Raw genomic sequence first — 18846 nt, forward strand, 5'->3', positions numbered from 1 at the left:
CTAGGTCTGAGACGAAGCTATAGACCGTCGGAAAAGTTCTTTCGTTCAAAAAGGTAGATTCAGATTTATACCAAATCGCTTACCTGTTTTGTTACCAATTCCTATTCAGGCATTTCACTTTCAATTTTCCTATAATCCACATTCATTCGAATATATTGGCATGATAACTTAGCCAACCAAGTATCTGTATCTCGTGTTGATCTCTTTTCAAGTTGTAAGCTGCAAACAAGACGAATTTTATCTGCTGTAGCAATCAGAAAGCTTCCCCACAGTTTTTCTCACTTTCGAATTAGTCAATTTCTGGGATTATTTGATAAACAGCTTTAACCCCATAAGTAGGTTTTTTCACCCGAAACGGACTGAAGATTTCGCTAAATCCAAAAAGTCATTTCAATCCTTTTAGCAAAGCTCTTTCTTTTAAAACTGATTCATCTTCTGAAGGGTATTTTGCCCTTTGTCGTTTCAATCCTTTTAGCAAAGCTCTTTTTTTTAAAACCCAATAATGGTTTGCCCTGCCGTTACCTTTGTATTGTTTCAATCCTTTTAGCAAAGCTCTTTTTTTTAAAACCTGAAACAGGAGGTTTCAGGTAACGATGAATGCCATCGTTTCAATCCTTTTAGCAAAGCTCTTTTTTTTAAAACCGCAACCAGCAAACCCCATGATCCACAAGGTCTTTACAAGCTTTTTCCGACGATCTCAGTATATCATAACATTTCTTCTCTATCATGAAGAACATTCCACCATCTTCTACATCTCAAACCCTTGGGATTCCTGCGTTACGCCTTTTCCGACGGTCCCCCAGATCTGAGACGAAGCTATAGACCGTCGGGAAAGTTCTTTCGTTCAAAAGAATAGATTCGGATTTGTGACAAGTCGCTTTCCAGTTTTGTTACCAATTCCTATTCAGACATTTCACTTTCGATCTCCCTATAATTCACATTTGTTCGAATATATTGGCATGATAACTTAGCCAACCATGGCTGTATCTCGTGTTGATCTCTTTTCAAGTTGTAAGCAGCAAACAAGAAATAAGGTAACACCACAAAAATCACTCAACCTAAAGCCCCGTTTCAATCCTTTGAGCAAGGTTCTTTCTTTTGAAACCTGCGATTAAATGGAAGAGAAAAATAGACTTTTCGTTTCAATCCTTTGAGCAAGGTTCTTTCTTTTGAAACGCAACCAGCAAAACCCCATGATTCACAAGGCCTTTACAAGCTTTTTCCGACGATCTCAGTATATCATAACATTTCTTCTCTATCATGAAGAACATTCCACGATCCTCTACACCTCAAACCCTTGGGATTCCTACGTTACACCTTTCCCGACGGTCCCCTAGGTCTGAGACGAAGCGATAGACCGTCGGAGAAATGCTTTCGTTCAAAAGGACAGATTCGAGTTTGTGACAAGTCGCTTTCCAGTTTTGTTACCCTATTCAGATATTTCACTTTCAATTTCCCTATAATCCACATTCATTCGAATATATTGGCATGATAACTTAGCCAACCATGGCTGTATCTCGTGTTGATCTTTTTTCATATTGTAAGCAGCAAACAAGTCGGACTTTAACTACTGTAGCAATCAGAAAGTTTCCTCACAGTTTTTCTCCCTTTCGAAGAGTGTGGAAAAGTGAGTAGAATTGAGAGTCCAAACTCGCTTTTTGTTTTTCTTATTGTCCAAATTCTAAGTAACTAGATTTTAAGCCTTTTGGAGCAAAGTGGTTAGTCTAGATGCAACAACAAACAATACGCAGACGGAACATCATTATCGCGGAATTTACCCAAGTGCATCCCTCGGTTCCACTCAAACGTAGGAATAGTTTGCGGCGGAGTTACATTCCTTTTAACAAAGTTCTTTCTTTTGAAACCTTTAAATAAACTGTTGTTGGAAGTGATTAAAAACGTTTCAATCCTTTTAGCAAGGCTCTTTCTTTTGAAACCTCAACCAGCAAACCCTTTGATTCACAAGGCTTTTACAAGCTTTTTCCGACGATCTCAGTATATCATAACATTTCTTCTCTATCATGAAGAACATTCCCCGATCCTCTACACCTCAAACCCTTGGGATTCCTGCGCTACACCTTTTCCGACGGTCCCCCAGGTCTGAGACGAAGCTATAGACCGTCGGAAAAGTTCTTTCGTTCAAAAGGATAGATTCGGGTTTGACCAAGACCCCATCCGGTTTTGTAGCCGATCCCCATCAAGGCACCATAGACAAGGAGATTGTAAGCTAGTCGCTGTTCCTGATCTGTTAAGGTTTTTAGACTGAGTTCGAGTTTGCCAGTAAAACCCATTACACGAAAGGAATGAAAGCTTACTTGTTTGGTCTCAATTTGCACATGCTTGATCCGAATCCGATCAGCTATGGAACTGATTTTCTCTTGAGGAACCATGAGGTTAGTGCTCAGTTCATATGCTTTGTTGGCACTGGTTAAGACCCGATAAAGTTCTGGCAATGGATAGTCGATGTCGCCATGGCAGAAGGTGGTCGGGGTGATGAAATGGAGCGTGACATAAGTCGAAAAGGTTGCCTCAATTTCCGCTTCGGTGATTTGATAAAAATGAACTTCTTGGATCTTCCCTTTCCAATCTCTGAGATTAATTTGTTCGAGTTCAAACAGTCCTTGTTGTAAACACTGAATGAATTGTTGGTTGGGCGAATGGATCACGATCTGATCCTGCTCCATTAAAAATGAAAAGAGTTGACGTTGTTTTCGACTATGTAAATCTGCTGCAAATTGTGGATCGATTCGTTGAATGACTGAGAAAATAAAAGCATGGAAGCGTTTGGTCAGTACACCTGGCTCCATTCGTTGGCTACAATTTCGATTGGCTTTAACATGCAATTGTAGTCGATACATATCATTCACCTACATTATATTGGTTTGCTGTTCTTTTAGATTTTCACTTAATTTTTGATCATAATGAATCTTCTTCGTGCATGATTTGCACAGCTGATAAACACATAGAGAATCATCACCTGAAAGCATCGACTTGAGCCGATGCTCTACTTGAATCCACTCGATATCGCTACATTTTAGTTCGAAAACTGAATATTGGACCCATTGTCCATAATCTTTCAGGAATTTAAATAGCTTATTTCTTCGTTTATCATCTTTCACATCATAACAGATGACCCGAATCATATTGCTTCACCCCTATTTGATCAGAAAAGGATAATAATCCTCCATTTCTCCCTTGATATATTTCGCAAGCAGAATCGCTTGTTTATGCAAGATTTCTCGATATGACATCTGTCTACCCAAAAACTCATGCTTTACTTTGTCGATTCGCCTTTGGTCAAATTCAAGTAAAAAACGTTTTCTTGCATGATCCTTCAAACGAAACCCGCCTTGATCTCGAATGAAATCAGAAGGTTTGATAATTTTTTTATTTACAATCCGTGTAATCAGGTTATCGACGAGAACACATCGAAATTCTTCCATCAAATCTAACGACAATGACTCACGCCCATATCGCTCACGATGTAGAAAACCAATATAAGGATCAAGCCCTGCGGCCGATAAAGCTCCGGTGAGTTCTGCACGAAGCAATGCATAACCATAATTGAGCAGTGCATTTACTTCATCCTTTGCGGGTCGACGACTTCTTCCTGTAAAGACAAATCCGCTACTCTCAATAAATTGTGGAAATGTCTCGAAGTACACCCGTGCCGCTCTACCTTCCATTCCTCGTAATGAATCAATATCCTTCACTTGAATGCATTTTTTCATCAATTGCTTTAAAGCGAGGTCTGTTTTACTTAGATCTAGTTTCTTACGGCGGGCAAACCGTTGAACAATGGTTCGAGTATTCTTAATCTTGGCAAGTACAAAATTTCGGGCAATCGCCAAACTCTTTTCTTCATCCAAATGAACTTCTACCTGGGCAATCCTCAGACGTACGTTTTTATTTTCTTTTCCGATAAATCGCCCCACAACTTCAGATCCAGAGAAGTAGACCACATCAATTCCTTTCTCCGCTAGAAGAGATAGTGCACCAGTGGATAGTGTCGAATCTTCATTGATGAAAAAGCGGGCATAATCTTTTACTCGAATTTCCTTTAAACAATTTTTACCCTTATAGACTTTTAATCGCTCTGATTCTTTGCGAACAAAACAATAGGGCTCGGTTAAATAAAATGTTCCCACTCTACTTTACCCCTCAGTTGATTTCGATCTTGTGGCAAGCAATAATCCACCATGCTGCATTTCTTACATCGTTTCCACTCATCAATCCCAGCCGGTGGCTCATCTAACTGGTACAATTGCCGAATTTCTTGAATCACGTCGAGTGTTCTCATTCTTATCTCTGGACCAAATACAACCTTTTTCCGATGATATGATCCATAGAAGAATAGATAACCATATGGAATGGTAGTACCTAGATTCTCTTCCAACAACAAAGCTTGGGCACATAGTTGTAGCTCATTATTTTCCCAATCAGCCAATTTCCCACGTTTATATTCAACAGGATAAACTTGACCTTCCTCTTCTTCCACTACATCACATCGAACAGATAATCCTAATTTTTCCGAGCTGAGATAGAGGGAGCGGAACAGAGTTCGTTCGCCTCGTTTCTCCTGTCCGAGGGTATCGACATGATCATGAAGGAGTTTGCCATGCATGGTATACAGATTATGATAAAAAATGCGTTCGACATATTCGTAATAACAGCGCCGTGGGCAGAAAGCATACGCATTAATCGCATGCCCTTCAACAAATAGTTCCAAGTTAAAACACCTCACTCTTTGGCTGTTTCAATATACTCCACAACTGAAAAGCCTCATTATTAAACGCAATGCTCCATTCTGCCCCTCTTGCGGTTCTGGCTGAATGAAGGCGGAAAAATGGCGGAAGTGACCAAGTATCGACCAGTTCATTGGGTGATTGCTTCGTAATGTAGACGATCCATGTTTTTTGGGTTAAGGTTTGAAATAGTCCATGCAATTGCTCATTTAATAATTCGTTTTCTGATTCTAATCGTAATTTTTTTAATCGAATTAATTGATCAGTCATACGAATTGCTCGCTGCGGTAACCGCCAATAGAGCGAAGCCCGCTTCTCACGCCATCCTGTTACTAATGCATAACCCAGCACAGACTCTTTTTTTAATTCTGCCAACTTCTGCTCTCTTTGTGGTTCAGAATAGTATCGCTGAATTCGTTGGCTCATTTCATCTTTTGAAATAAACGATATCACTCTTCTCGAGAGAACAAATTGATAGTGATAACGTTTTAATGGATCGCCCGGATTCGTTTCATCCCAAAACCAGAGATCTGGATAAAAGGTTTCAGACTCTTCACTGGTGAGCTCGGATGATTCCCGTGTCCAGAGATGGGACTCCATTGCATTTTGCCCTCGGAAACTAATCACAGGTTCTAAAATCTTCTGCTTTCTCCATTCATGATACTGTTTTTGTTGCTCCTTAAAACCAAGCTGATACAGTTTTTCTGTAACGGATCGGAGCTCATGTGCTACTCGGCTTTGCTCTTTCTCTAGATGATGAGATTTCAATTGGTAATAGTTATGGATCAGATTCATTCCGCCTACAGTTTCATAGTACGGGGTAAACTCTTGGAATTTTCGATAGGCGCTTTGCACCACTTGCTGTAACTCGGTTCGTGTCGCTTCGTTCCCCAATTGCGCTTTCATCTGTTTTGCTACATATTGATGAACATACGACCAGACTTTAATGGGGATTTCAGGCTTTTCCCTGCTTCCTCGTGCGATTCGCCCAATTCGCTGCATAAAACTTCCCGCATTCCGAGATTCGAAAAGGAGAAAATCTTTATGAATATCCTGTTGAAAATCGACCCCAACCTCAACCGTAGCCGTAGCCACAGTGATCGGTTTTGCTAATTCCTCGCGGCTTTTATCTCGGTCAGATAAGCCATGTACTTCCCCTACATCAAAGCCTTTCAGACGTAATTCATAGGCGAGTTTTTGCGCTTCATGAATCGAATCAAGAATGATCAACCCTTTTGCAGTTGGGTATTGCTGAAGATAGGTTTCGACTTCTCCCCAATCTTCTACGATTCGTTCCGCCGTTTCCCAGATATGCAATTGACTGGTTCGAAGATGTAAATTCAATGGCTCCAAATAGAGACGCTCTTGACACTCAGGTGGTTGTTCCTGTCCGATCCATCGCTTCATTTCTTCTTGGACAAATAAGATTTCAATATCCAATCGTTTTAAGAGCTGAATGATCTCAGGTCGTGGAGTGGCAGATGCCAAGACAAAAGCATGGGCTTTATTAGGAAAAGCGGCTAACATTAAGCCCATCCATTGCACCAGTAAGTTCACCTGGGACACATTGTAAAGATGAAATTCATCAAAAATCTGTAGATTGTACTCGCCAAGCCGATAAAAAGGACTCGACCGTTGCCCAATCAATGCGTAACCTGCTCCTAATCGCAGTTGGCTGATTAGCATTAAGTAATCTGGGTTGATCAAGATCGAGCGAGTGTATCTGCCCGATAGTCGATTCATCTGATCAATGATCGATTCTTTTGGCAATCGATCATGACGTAGCACCTCAGATGTCCACAGTGCGATCGAATCAAAAGTACCCAACGGTAATCCCTGTTGCAGGGAGTGATATTGATCTTTTATTAATTCATTAACCGGATAGACGCCTAGAGCATACGCATTTGATTGCTTGGTCAAGTAACTATAGTTGGCAAGGGTCTTTCCCGCCCCAGTCAATGCTTGGTTCCAAATGACAGCTTGTCTTCCCTGGGTCAAGACCTCTTCGATCAACTTCAGTTGAACCACTTGATGAGCATAAGGCTTGATATCTTCTATAAATGGAACATCATAAGTCATCGCCCGTTCTGGCAATAGTTGAATCATCGTTGCACTCTCCAGATAAAGACTGATTCAGGTAGAAATAGCGACTCGTTTTTTTCTTCCTTTGGCAACGTAAGCTTATATCCAGCTAATGATTCTTGCCAACTCGCCATTTTTAACAAGCGAGTAGGCAAGATGTTATAAAGGCTACCAAAGGTATTGGGTAGCTCTACTAGATCCGCAAGATTAAGTAGGTGGGTAGATTTAGTATGATAGGACTTCTTTATAGCTACTTGTTCTACTTTAACTGAGGCTTGACTCATCCATTTCCCTAACCGTATTCGACGTGGAAGCTCGATCGGCTCTTGACTCAGCAAATAGGTTTCAAACTGGGAACCCGGCTTCATACATTTGATAAACCCCAGTTGGGAAAACCAAGACTCTGTTCTCGTTGCATTGAAAAGAGTTCGGTTGTCGTATTATATTGCATCAATCGATAGGTAGTTTGTTTGGCGATCGCCGGGTAGAGGTAGACACCACTCTCATTTAATGGCTGTAAATGGTGATCATAGAGCGGAGCTTGCCGCTCATGAAAGTATGGGGAAGCGACAAACCCAAATGCATAAGCAAGGGCATAATTATGCAAGAGTGGTGCAGTTTCCACGACTTTTCCTTTTTCATTGCTAGCAAAGAACAGATAATCCTCCAATTGAATCGTTAACCGATAAGCGATTTTTTTCTCGATCGGTGTTACTTTTTCTTTGCTTTTTTTCGCTTTTGATAATCTTGATGATCGATTTGTAGACTTTGTAACCACTGCTTAACCCCCTCCTCATCATGCCAAAGCGCCCGTAGATCATTTAGGAATGCAGATAGTTCTCCTCCATATACCATCTTGGTCGGTAAGTAAGCGGATTGAATGGCCTGGTTGAGGGATTGAAGAGCAGCTTCTTGCACTTCCTCACGCTCTAATGGAATATCCTGTGCTCGATCCTCATCTTTAAACAACTGATCATAGATTCGTTGTGTCAAATCCAAATTCGACATGACTTCTGTTTGGCCAAAAAGGATGGCAACCGGAATATTACGAACCGTTCCTTGACGATTGCTTTCTGCACCATAACGGCTAGTCGTCAAGATATTGCGTAAAATATATATCAACTCGGCAGGGGTGACATCGACAGTCGTTTCAATCGTTGGGAAAAATACCTGTGGTCGAATATGCTCCCGTTCAGCAAAGGCACTTCCAACGACGCCTCCTTTATGTGAATCATGGATGGCATTCAGTGTGATCGAGCGCTGTATGCCTTCATATGCACGGATCGTAAAGCCTGAGTCTGTTAAAATTCTTGAACGTTGCGAACCCTCACCTTTGGTAGCCGCAAACCCATAGATGAGACAATCTGGACATTCGCCACACATACCTTCGAGATAGACACATTGATCGGTGGTTAAACCAACTTCTCGATTAAACGCTCGACCGGTGCGTCGTTCAGGTGCAATTTGTTTCCGTTTTTGCAATACCACACGTGAGATCAGTTCTTTCTTTTCCCGACCTGCACGAATTTGCTCAACATCTAGCATTTGTCCTTCTGTGGTTAATACCGCAGTGGAAGAGAATTCACGCAACAACACAATACTGGCAAACTTACGTTGTGGCGCAAGTGGAATTTCCGATACTAGATGGGATTCCAACAATTGATAAAGGGTAGACTCTTTCCAATTCACTTGCACAGTCATTTTATTCTTCTCCTTTTTTTTCTGCTTTTAATTTTTGTAAGGTGAGATAGGTTTCAAAATAGACACCATCGGCAAGGGCATTCTGACGCTGATTCAACTTAGCTAAATTCCCTTTACATAAACCGATATAGACTTGGTCATAGATCAAATCGACGAAATACTTCACATTTTCTATCGGGATCGGCAAAGTTACCACATACCCCCCATCCTGACCCACTAATCGTTCAAGCCGTTTCATCACCAATCCCTGAAGCTCAGCCTTCTCACGACCTTCTCGAATTCCTTTGATGACTGTCCGAAACAGATTTTCAAATCGATGGGCTCGTCCATCAGAATGTATAGTAGGACGATACAAGGCTAACGACGCCTCGGTAATCTCCTGGATTAGGCTCATCAACTTTCCTCCTGTATCTTGATTCAATTTTTTACAAGCTGTAACAAACGATTCTGGTGCATAAAACTGCCCAGAAGAAATCAGATAGCGTTTAAAAAAGTAGGCACCACATAGCGGGTTGATCTCTCTGGCATGTAGGATTGTGGAAACCTGCTTATCAACAGGTTTCTTATGATCATATGGGTGGACAAATCGGTGCACTTCCCATATGATCGCAAGCCGTTCCATCATCGGTTTTACAAACTCAATCGGCACAATATCCTCTGCTGTCTTACGAATCTCAATCGGCTCTAACAACCGACTTATTTTATAAGGCGGTGCATCCAGCTGGATTGCATATCGTAGTTCACGTAAATCCGTGATGGCAAGAAACGGCTTTTCGGTTAAGAAAATTCGAAAACCGTAGAGTAAATGTAGGGATAACGCAGCTGATAATGCTTTTAGCCAAGCTTCCTCTCGTGTTCGTTCTAATTGACTGGAATAAGATTGATACGAGAACAACATAAAATTCCCAATTGGACCCGCACTGAGCAAATCCCCAGTAGAGGCCAATGCATTTTGTTCTTGGACATACTCATAATAGATTTCGAAATGCTTTTTGAGATGTGCTCGAATATTTTCTACATCCTGCTCCACAAAAGGTTGCTGCCAAGCATGTCGAATCCCCTCATGAGGATGGACATGAATCGTACCAAAATGTCCTTTCAAATCCTGACGAAACTCTGACATCACTTCATCAGTAAATTGATAGGACGGAACTGCGAATAAATAGATCTGCTGTACGTTCTCTTCCTTTCCTTGCCGATCCATCTCCCATGTTCGCCGCAAGATGAATTCATAGGCACAGATGCCGCACCAGTGGAGCGCTTCAACATTCTTTGGCTTGGGTAGGATTTGATTGCTGAACACGTTGACACTATCCTGGATAATGGAGTACTTCATTTTCTCTTCAGATACAGAGGATGGGATCATCCGATTGCAAATATTGCATCTCCTTTTATGGGTTCGAGTCTTTGGTTTATATAAGTCATCGAAGATTGGGGGTGAAAGAATTCGCTCCTGTTCCCAGGAGAGTACCACTTGTTCCTGCATATAGCGAATCAATTCGTCATCTAATGCCAACCTTTGGTTCACCACATTTTTGACTTGGCTTGCTGAGATATAATCTTGCAAAAACAACGCTGCATGTTTGCGAATGTCCATACAATATTGCTCAATTGAAACTTGCTCAATCGGTCGATCATCGATTCGTACAGAGTCTAGATACCGATACGCCAGCCAAATATGCCCATCGTAACGTCGATTACTACACTTGATCACAGGCTCTAGGGTTAACAAATCCTCATACAGCAGATCAAAAAACTGTGCGATTTTCTTTATTGCATCAGATAACGTTAACGAACGATCAATTTTCTGGATCAAACGTTGAAGAGCTCCAAAATACCGAGCGGTAAAAAACCACTTCTCGCGAAAATCATCACTTACATCTTGCTTAACATTCATCCTCTTCCACAATTGCGGATGTGTACTCACGCCATATTTCTTTAGCTGATCAGCAGCAAATTTATCTGTTGGAAACTCTTGATACTTACCTTGTCCTTTAAATAATTTGTAAAAGAGCCGAGCGTATTCTTTTGGTTGTTGATAAAGCATATACGTGATCGTTGTACACTCCAGCGTATCGCGTGAAAATAATTTATCCTCTGACATCTCATCTTTCACCATCATCATTGATTGACTCAGATGATCTTTCACTTCCTGTGCCAATTCCAATAATGAACGCTTTTCCCTTAGATGAAAAGATAGATAAAGCGTTCCATCCCCAAATCGCAACCATGGAAAAAATCCATTTTCCAACATTACCACTGAAATGGCATCATGGAGTTGGGTGGTTAAGACACCTCGAAATTCCTGAATCCAATGGTACTGTAGCTCATATTTTTGAAATACGGGTGGCAGAATTTGTCGTAATAATTTCCTTAACCCACCGAGTGCCGATTCTTTACATTCAGCAATACTGGAGATGGAAGCCACTTTATCCATCAACTTCACCCAATCGAGAATCGTCGTCCATCGATATTCATCAGACAAAAAGGACTTATCTCCATGCTTGTTAGAAAAATTGGAGATACCTGCTGCTCGAATAAAAATAGCTGGTGGAATCTCTACGTCTAAATTTCTACAAAGATCTAGGCAGACTTGCTCCAAATCTTCCAAACTCAGATCATACTCACTGGTCGACTGCTCTTTTAAGCTCTGATTCTTGTGTAAATCATGTAAGACATATCCAAGTAATGCAATTTGCATTTCCTGAACATCAAATGATAATCCTTGTTCCTCTAAGTATTCGACCAATGTCAGAAAGGCCTCACTACCCGAGTGGATATGATTCCACATCGATTGATCGATTAAGCCGCGATCTGGATTGTAGTTATGTGACTTTGCCTCCTGCTCTGCAAAACGCTCTCCCTCAATTTCTAGTTCATGAAAGCGAAGCAGCAATTCCTTTGCAAAACTTCGAATGTTCAACCGCATCACCTCACAATGATTATTATACAAGGGAAAGAAATACGTTAAAATTGTGTAAATTCTATAATCGCGACATCTTAAATGTCGCAATAAAAGATAATTGCTAAAACGAGCTAATAAAGTTCCAACATTTTTTCGATTTCTTGTTTGATCTTCTTGCGAAAATCAGCGGGTTCCAATACTCGGATATCCGCCCCCCACTCAAGGACCCATTTTTTCATCTCGACTTGACTTGAAATCTGTGGGATCTTCAATAGACCACAAAACTGGTCTTTAGATGGGTTGATTATTTTATGCCAACATTTCTCCGTCATTCGGCGATAAACTTCTTCATCGAGAATTTCAATCAAATAGTCTTTTGGCTCCCCATGGCTTTCAGCGCCCAACATCTTGTTTAAATATTGATTAGCCTTTTGTTTCTTATAGGCATAAGCATCTTTCAAACGCTTATAAAGTTGTGAGCGAACGAATGGAAGTGCTTCCACTTTTCGCAACCGATCTAACCGATAGTGGAGAAGAAAACGTTTTTTCTGTTCAGTTGGTGAGTCAAAATGATCTCCCACAACATAAAAATTAGATTTGGTAAAATGAATATGATAGGGGTCCAAATAACGTTCTTCTCCTCTAAACCAAAACTTAATCAATAGGTTCTTTCGAATCGCCTCAAAAATTCGATGTAAACTTTGATAGTAATCATCTCGCTTCAATGGAAAGCCAAATTCACGCACCTGGTAACACTCCGACCAAACTTCAAACTTTTCCCGTTCCTCTTTGGATAAGAGTGTGTTAACAGCACTCATTAGACGATTATATACTGCGCTTCCCACGCCAGCTAATATCGGTTTTACCTGTTGTAAAGCCAGAAATAGGTACATCATTTCTTCCAATTCTAAATTCAAAGCGGCTCTCGGAAAGTTCCCTTCATATACACCTTTTTCTCGTGTAATATATTCCCTCTTTGCATGCTCATTTAAAAATTGAATAAGTTTTTGCAAGTCCCTCTGAATGGTTCGAACTCCTACACCATAATGAGCAGCCGTATCCGCTATTTTATATGGCCCTGGATCCTCTAACAGTTCGCACAAAATCTTAAACAAACGACTATAATGCAACGTTGATTTACTTTTCTTATCTTGTCCTTCAGATATTGTTTTCACCTCTGATCGTATACAGCTAATAAAAACTAATTTTCAGCTAATATATTTCTACCCTGCTCGTTCGCACAACAAAGCCGATGATACTCTATCTGTTAAATCATCGACTTTGGTCTTGTCATCTCATAGAGTACAAGATCTTCATAAACCCCTGACTTTAATAGGTGTCTAGAGAGTGTCTCTTTATATTTCATTCCAATTTTACTCATCACCTTGTAGGATGCTGGATTTTTCGTCATTGCTTTCGCATAGACACGGTTTAATCCAAGTACTTCGAATCCAAAATTGACCACCTTCTTGGATGCCTCAGTTGCAAATCCTTGTCCCCAATAGGGTCGCCCCACCCAGTAAGCTAGCTCCCCATCATTAGCTGATTTAACACGTAGACTAACGCATCCAATCAATTGGTGATCCTCTTTTCTGATCAAGGCAAAAGAAAACATCTCTCCTCTTTCAGCCGCACGACGTACATGTTCAATCCATGCTTCTGCGACTCCGTCAGGGTAAGGATGTGGAATACCAAGGGTCGTTCTCGCAATCTCTTCATGTCCAGCTAACTTCTGAACCGATTTTGCATCCGTTGATTGAAACAATCGCAACATTAACCGTTCTGTTTCAAGATGGGTCTGTAGCACAATATCACTCCTGAACGTTTGGACTTACATCTGTATACCATGGGCGAAGATCCACCCGACTCCCCTCTAAATTACTAATCGAAACATTAAAGATATCCTATGTCACTATCACCAACGATTATTTAAGGTATTTAATCCTCATTACTTTCCTTCCCCATTGAAAACCCATCAAACAACCTCCCGCCATACGGTTCTAAGACCCGATCCACAAAAGTAATGAAGGGTTGTTTATTCCCATGCTGGTAAAACTGCTCACAAACTTGGACAAATTCATGACACAGTTCTTGATCATAGTTGGCCAGCGCACGAACGATCCACTTTGCTCCACCAATCCATTGGTTGTTCGTTCGTAGAACAAATTCATGAGTGATTGCTGCTAAACTATTGACGATAAATAAATCTTCCGCTCGATTTGTTGAACCCTCTAGATCAAGTAATAAATCGGTAATGATATAACGTTTACGGTTTAACTCATCGATTGACCATGATTTTGGACCTTGTTTCAATAAATGATTGGCTTCTTCTTTGATTCGAGTGGCAATTCCATCATCTTTAATGATCTTTCCTTCAGCACACATTTGTGGAAGAGAAGGTCGTCCCCGCTTACAATCGCTAACAAAAAAATCTACGTAGGACTTTGATGTATGAACAAAGAACTCTATCATCCAATCCTTAAAAATCAGTGATTCACGATAAGGATTCGGAATCGTATCATCTACGATCACAATGTCTAAATCGGAGTGAACAGTCGCATCCCCTCGGACAACACTTCCTGCTAACATAGCAACACGGCAATGAGGGAATCGTTGTTTAACCAAACGTGTAGCCGTTTGCTTAGGCTCTTCTTTTTGCACTTGTTACACCTCATTGAAATCGATTTTAAAGATCCATTGTTTATGGTTGATCATAAAGTTCAATGATGGTATTATCCCTACATTTTAATCTGCTAGGAGATAAAAACGTTCCTGCTATTAACCAGAGTAATATGGGCTGAGATAACTGAGTACTGAGGGTCATATTGGTTGCGAAGGTGCTGCTTGAGAATCAAAGCGAGCTTCAATTTGTTGAGATTATGACCGAGATCATTCGTATTCCACAAAGAAAGGAGCCCCGATTTGTAAACCTATATATTTGAAATGATCAAGGTCTAGCAAAGTCAATTCTTTCAACAAGATTTATAGAGTAGAGAGTTTCATTTTCGCATTTCTCGGAGAAAAAACACTAGCTAAAGTGAGGAAGAAAGCCTTTGAAACTACACTCTTCCTAACACCACAGCGATGAGGCGGGGAAAAGTCAAGTTAATAGTAAAAACTGTCAAAATGGGGAGTTTATATGGTTGATAATCTAATAGCTAAAAGATTATTTCTACGGGAATTTGTAGAAAGTGATTGGAAGGATGTACATAAATATGCTTCTCAGTCCGTTGTATGTAAATATCAACCGTGGGGGCCCAATACGGAAGAAGAATCTAAAACTTTTGTTGAACAAGCCATTGTTGATTCTAAAGCGAATCCAAGAAGCAGATATGCTTTTGCAATAATCGAAAATGAAAAAGGGTCGTTGATTGGAGCAGCTGAAATAAATATTCGAGATTTTAAAAATAAAAATGGTGAACTAGCATATATCGTGCATCCAGACTACTGGGGAATGGGTTTTGCTACAGAAGCAGCAAAACTTTTCATTGATTTTGGATTTAGCGAACTAAATCTCCATCGTATTTTCGCTACTTGTGACCCAAGAAATATTGCCTCATCAAAAGTATTAGTAAAGATTGGGATGAGCAAAGAGGGAAGGATGCGCGAAAATGTATTCATCAAGGGTGGTTGGCGTGATTCATTGTTATTTGGCATTCTTAAACGAGAATGGAAAAGAAATTGAAGTTGTACGAATGAAGGAGAATAAGCGAAACAGACCTCCATTAGCCCTTAATTTATCAAGGGGTTAAAATATGAGGAAATTTGCGAATCAGAAGCAAGCGGTTACGTTTTCAATTTTGTTAGTAAATAGTGAGGTAGAGAAGCGAGTTGGATTGAGAGTCCAGCTCGCTTTTTGTTTTTTCTTATAGCCCACAAATTGTAAGTAACTAGACTTTAAGCCTTTTTGGAGCAAAGTGGTGAATCTGGATCCAACAACAAAGAGTACACGGACGGAACATCATTATCGCGGATTTTATCCAAAGTGCATCCCTCGGTTCCACTCAAACGTAGGAACAGTTTGCGGCGTGGTTACATTCCTTTAAACAAGGCTCTTTCTTTTGAAATCGCAACCGCCAAACCCCTTGATCCACAAGACCTTTACAAGCTTTTTCCGACGATCTCAGTATATCATAACATTTCTTCTCTATCATGAAGAACATTCCCCTTTACTCATGCGCCTCAAACCCTTGGGATTCCTGCGCTACACCTTTTCCGACGCTCCCCCAGGTCTGAGACGAAGCTATAGACCGTCGGAAAAGTGCTTTCGTTCAATAAGGTAAATTCAGATTTATACCTAATCGCTTTCCAGTTTCGTTACCAATTCCTATTCAGGCATCTCACTTTCAATTTCCCTATAATCCACATTCATTCGAATATATTGACATGATAACTTAGCCAACCATGGCTGTATTGATCTCTTTACAAGTTGTAAGCAGCAAACAAGTCGGACTTTACCTATTGTAGCAATCAGAAAGTTTCTCCACAGTTTTTCTCGCTTTCGAAGAGTGTGGAAAAGTGAGTAGAATTGAGAGTCCAGCTCGCTCTTTGTTTTTTCTTATTGCCCACAAATTGTAAGTAAATAGACTTTAAGCCTTTTTGGAGAAAAGTGGTTAGTCTGGATGCAACAACAAAGAATACGTGATTATCGCGGATTTTATCCGAGTGCATCCTCGCGTAGGAATAGTTTGCGGTGGGGTTACATTCCTTTAAACAAGGCTCTTTCTTTTGAAACGTCTTGGTAATCGATAACGACCCGCAAGGTAATCAATTTCAATCCTTTTAACAAAGCTCTTTCTTTTGAAACCAAACTAAAACAAGATACGGTCATCTCATGGCATTTGTGACCGTCATTTCAATCCTTTTAGCAAGGCTCTTTCTTTTGAAACTCAAGAACCAGTACCAAATCCTACTAAGAAGACTAAATTTCAATCCTTTTAGCAAGGCTCTTTCTTTTGAAACCAGACTATCGCGGGACTGCCTAAAGTGGAACAGGATATCATTTCAATCCTTTTAGCAAGGCTCTTTCTTTTGAAACATCAATGGAGACGTGTTTTTTGATGGTGAATTTCCCGCGATTTCAATCCTTTTAGCAAGGCTCTTTCTTTTGAAACAGCAACCTGCAAACCCCTTGATTCACAAGACCTTTACAAGCTGTTTCCGACGATCTCAGTATATCATAACATTTCTTCTCTATCATGAAGAACATTCCCCTTTACTCATGCTCCTCAAACCCTTGGGATTCCTGCGTTACGCCTTTTCCGACGGTTTCCCATGTCTGAGACGAAGCTATAGACCATCGGAGAAATGCTTTCGATCAAAGAGGTAGATTCGGATTTGATCGAGTCGCTATATAGCTTTTAAGCAAACGTCTATCCGGTGTTTTCACCTTCAATTTCTCCCTAATTCATATTCACTCGACCATATACCTTGGGAATCCTTGACTAGTTTAACTACCGCATCTATCCTTATTCTATATATCTTGGTTCTCCATCCAATAAACGACGCCTTCCTCTTAGTATAGACCATTTAAACTCACTACTGGATCAATGACTCAGCCAACTATGTATCTGTAAAACGAATATTTTCCATTTAATCTAAACAAATAAAATATACTTGTTCAAGAAATCTAATGCCAACAAAATTAATCCGCACAAAGTAATCAAAATAAAACTCCATTGGATATGCCTAAAATTAATAAACAGGACACCAAATTCTACCATTCGATAAAGAAGTACACCACTCAGGGTTAAAATCAATATTGATGAATCAAGAAAATGTGAAGCTATCCAAGCTCTCCATAAAACGTCGAGGTTCAAAGCCAAACTCTGGGATATGTTGGAGCCTAAAAAATGGTTGTCATTAGAAACTCCCACCTGTAGAAGTGGGAGTTTCATATTAGGTAATGTTGAAACTGCCACTAGATTGCAACCTCTTCTTTTAAAGTAGGTCCATGCTGGTAATCAATCAGTTTAAAATCGTTAATTGTAAAATAGCTTAATTCTTTAATATTTGGGTTTATCCAGAGCGTTGGAGCTGCAAATTGGGGCGAGTCGATTTGGCGAGCAATCATATCTAAATGTCGATCATAGATATGGATGTCTCCAATATTACAAGTCATCGTTCCAAGATCATAGTTTGTAACCTGAGCTACCATACGTTGCAATACATAATATTGAAAGACGTTAAAAGACCAGCCAAGGAAAAGGTCTGATGAACGAGCGGTAACAATCAAATGTAACTTTCCCTCTTTGACGAGCCATTGGGTACTGTGCCAACAAGGCTCTAATTCCATTTCATCCAAATCATCGATATTCCACCAAGAAGTAATCAATCGACGACTAGCAGGGTTATGACAAATTTGATAGATGAGATAATCAATCTGATCTACGATATGCTCATTGGTATGTCGAACTTTCTTCCCAGCTTGGTACCCATATGCTTTGCCAATATTATTTTGATCATTGGTCCATTCTTTCCAGATTTTCACCTGATGTTGATCAAGATACGATGCATCACTTGTTTTTTGAACAAAGAACCACAATATCTCATGAATTGCCGATTTCCAGGCAACTTTTTTTGTTGTTAAGATCGGAACCTCATCGCCATCAAACTTTAATTGCTTAGAGATCAGGCTCTTTGTATAAGCGAAAGTTCCATCTGCCCAGCTTGTGCGTACTTATTGATCTTCATCTGAAACGCCAAATTCTATAATTTCATTTACCAGTGAACGATAAATCTGATCCACCTTGCTCATCAAGTTCCTCCCGCACTTTTTCTATCGTTTCAATCCTCATTGGAGGTTAATCGGATGCAATGAGAAAGAAATAAGAATAGTAGATGATCAATTCTAGGTTTCAATAATCCTTATCTAAAGGTTATTCTGGATGCAACGTACGATAGTTAGCGGCTGTCTTTCCTCCACCTGTGTTACTGTTTCAATCCTCATCCGGAGGTTAGTCCGGATGCAACGGCACGCGATATTAACCAATACGGTTTCTGGGTTGAGAAGCCCTAAATCGCGAACCCCATTTTTTCATCAGCTAATACCTCCAATCATTTCCTCAAAAATCGCTAAAACCCTTGATATATCTAGAGCACGAACCCCCGAGGTTTGGCCAGAGCAAAAGGTTCGCGTTTTTTTACAAATTAATCCAATCACTCTGATTATATTGTCACTGAGACTTGAAATTGACTCAAGTCTCAGTTTTTAAAATGATTATTTATCTATTTCCCAATTCATCTTATCATTAATCGATGGTATTTTAATAAATAAGATTCTAGTACCTTGATCACTTATCTGCTCATAAGCAATTTCCGGATAGATCGCATAAAAATCCCCCTGATTATATTCAAATTTTTCTCCTGTAACGACATTGGTGTACACTGTTCTGCCATTTAATACATATTGAA

Annotated in this window: 13 protein-coding genes, 2 pseudogenes and 1 CRISPR repeat array; of the genes and pseudogenes, 1 reads left to right on the forward strand and 14 read right to left on the reverse strand. The window is 40.2% G+C overall.

All coding sequences use genetic code 11. From position 1 onward, the window contains the following. Positions 1 to 385: 385 nt before the first annotated feature. The 12 genes and pseudogenes from BUB71_RS20440 to BUB71_RS17465 all read right to left on the reverse strand — a co-directional run bounded on the left by BUB71_RS20440 (position 386) and on the right by BUB71_RS17465 (position 14094). On the reverse strand, positions 386 to 538 hold the full coding sequence (locus BUB71_RS20440; RefSeq protein ID WP_422785157.1) for a hypothetical protein: 153 nt from the start codon (positions 536 to 538) through the stop codon (positions 386 to 388). Between the two features lie 1573 nt (positions 539 to 2111). Beyond that, the gene (cas6, locus tag BUB71_RS17410) at positions 2112 to 2858 is read right to left on the reverse strand and encodes a CRISPR system precrRNA processing endoribonuclease RAMP protein Cas6 (RefSeq protein WP_073158024.1); all 747 of its coding nucleotides are present in this window, start codon (positions 2856 to 2858) and stop codon (positions 2112 to 2114) included. Positions 2859 to 2867: 9 nt separating this feature from the next. Next, positions 2868 to 3143, reverse strand: a complete 276-nt coding sequence (gene cas2, locus BUB71_RS17415) for a CRISPR-associated endonuclease Cas2 (RefSeq protein ID WP_073158025.1) — start codon at positions 3141 to 3143, stop codon at positions 2868 to 2870. Positions 3144 to 3155: 12 nt separating this feature from the next. Continuing rightward, entirely contained in the window at positions 3156 to 4148 is a 993-nt protein-coding gene (cas1, locus tag BUB71_RS17420) for a CRISPR-associated endonuclease Cas1 (RefSeq protein WP_073158028.1), read from the reverse strand. After that, on the reverse strand, positions 4130 to 4729 hold the full coding sequence (gene cas4, locus BUB71_RS17425; RefSeq protein ID WP_073158031.1) for a CRISPR-associated protein Cas4: 600 nt from the start codon (positions 4727 to 4729) through the stop codon (positions 4130 to 4132). The genes cas1 and cas4 overlap by 19 nt, the downstream gene beginning before the upstream one ends. Before the next feature lies 1 nt (position 4730). Next, on the reverse strand, positions 4731 to 6851 hold the full coding sequence (gene cas3, locus BUB71_RS17430; RefSeq protein ID WP_073158036.1) for a type I-D CRISPR-associated helicase Cas3': 2121 nt from the start codon (positions 6849 to 6851) through the stop codon (positions 4731 to 4733). After that, positions 6848 to 7605 (reverse strand): annotated as a pseudogene (gene cas5d / locus BUB71_RS20480) (type I-D CRISPR-associated protein Cas5/Csc1). Before cas5d ends, cas3 begins: the two are co-directional and overlap by 4 nt. Then, the gene (gene cas7d, locus BUB71_RS17445; protein WP_073158046.1) at positions 7539 to 8528 is read right to left on the reverse strand and encodes a type I-D CRISPR-associated protein Cas7/Csc2; all 990 of its coding nucleotides are present in this window, start codon (positions 8526 to 8528) and stop codon (positions 7539 to 7541) included. The pseudogene cas5d and the gene cas7d overlap by 67 nt, the downstream one beginning before the upstream one ends. Before the next feature lies 1 nt (position 8529). Next, a complete protein-coding gene (gene cas10d / locus BUB71_RS17450; protein WP_073158050.1) occupies positions 8530 to 11451 on the reverse strand; it encodes a type I-D CRISPR-associated protein Cas10d/Csc3 in 2922 nt (973 codons plus the stop codon). A 113-nt stretch (positions 11452 to 11564) separates the two neighbouring features. After that, a complete protein-coding gene (locus tag BUB71_RS17455; RefSeq protein WP_139279178.1) occupies positions 11565 to 12608 on the reverse strand; it encodes a helix-turn-helix transcriptional regulator in 1044 nt (347 codons plus the stop codon). A 92-nt stretch (positions 12609 to 12700) separates the two neighbouring features. After that, a complete protein-coding gene (locus BUB71_RS17460) occupies positions 12701 to 13240 on the reverse strand; it encodes a GNAT family N-acetyltransferase (protein ID WP_245815712.1) in 540 nt (179 codons plus the stop codon). Positions 13241 to 13371: 131 nt separating this feature from the next. Then, positions 13372 to 14094: a nucleotidyltransferase domain-containing protein gene (locus BUB71_RS17465; protein ID WP_073158056.1), complete on the reverse strand. Its 723-nt coding sequence runs from the start codon at positions 14092 to 14094 to the stop codon at positions 13372 to 13374. Positions 14095 to 14572: 478 nt separating this feature from the next. Here BUB71_RS17465 and BUB71_RS17470 point away from each other — a divergent pair, with 478 nt between their 5' ends. Beyond that, complete coding sequence (locus BUB71_RS17470) at positions 14573 to 15118, forward strand: GNAT family N-acetyltransferase (protein ID WP_073158059.1); 546 nt, start codon at positions 14573 to 14575, stop codon at positions 15116 to 15118. 1013 nt (positions 15119 to 16131) lie between these two features. Continuing rightward, positions 16132 to 16547: a CRISPR direct-repeat array (repeat unit 37 nt; unit sequence ATTTCAATCCTTTTAGCAAGGCTCTTTCTTTTGAAAC). Positions 16548 to 17353: 806 nt separating this feature from the next. Here the strand turns inward: BUB71_RS17470 and thyA are convergent. Together thyA and BUB71_RS19900 are read right to left on the reverse strand one after the other, a co-directional pair. Next, positions 17354 to 18190, reverse strand: a pseudogene (gene thyA, locus BUB71_RS17480) (thymidylate synthase). 462 nt (positions 18191 to 18652) lie between these two features. Continuing rightward, a partial coding sequence (locus tag BUB71_RS19900) for a hypothetical protein (protein ID WP_217653574.1) occupies positions 18653 to 18846 on the reverse strand: 194 nt, incomplete at its 5' end.

Source organism: Seinonella peptonophila (assembly GCF_900129355.1).
Classification (GTDB): Bacteria; Bacillota; Bacilli; order Thermoactinomycetales; family Thermoactinomycetaceae; genus Seinonella; species Seinonella peptonophila.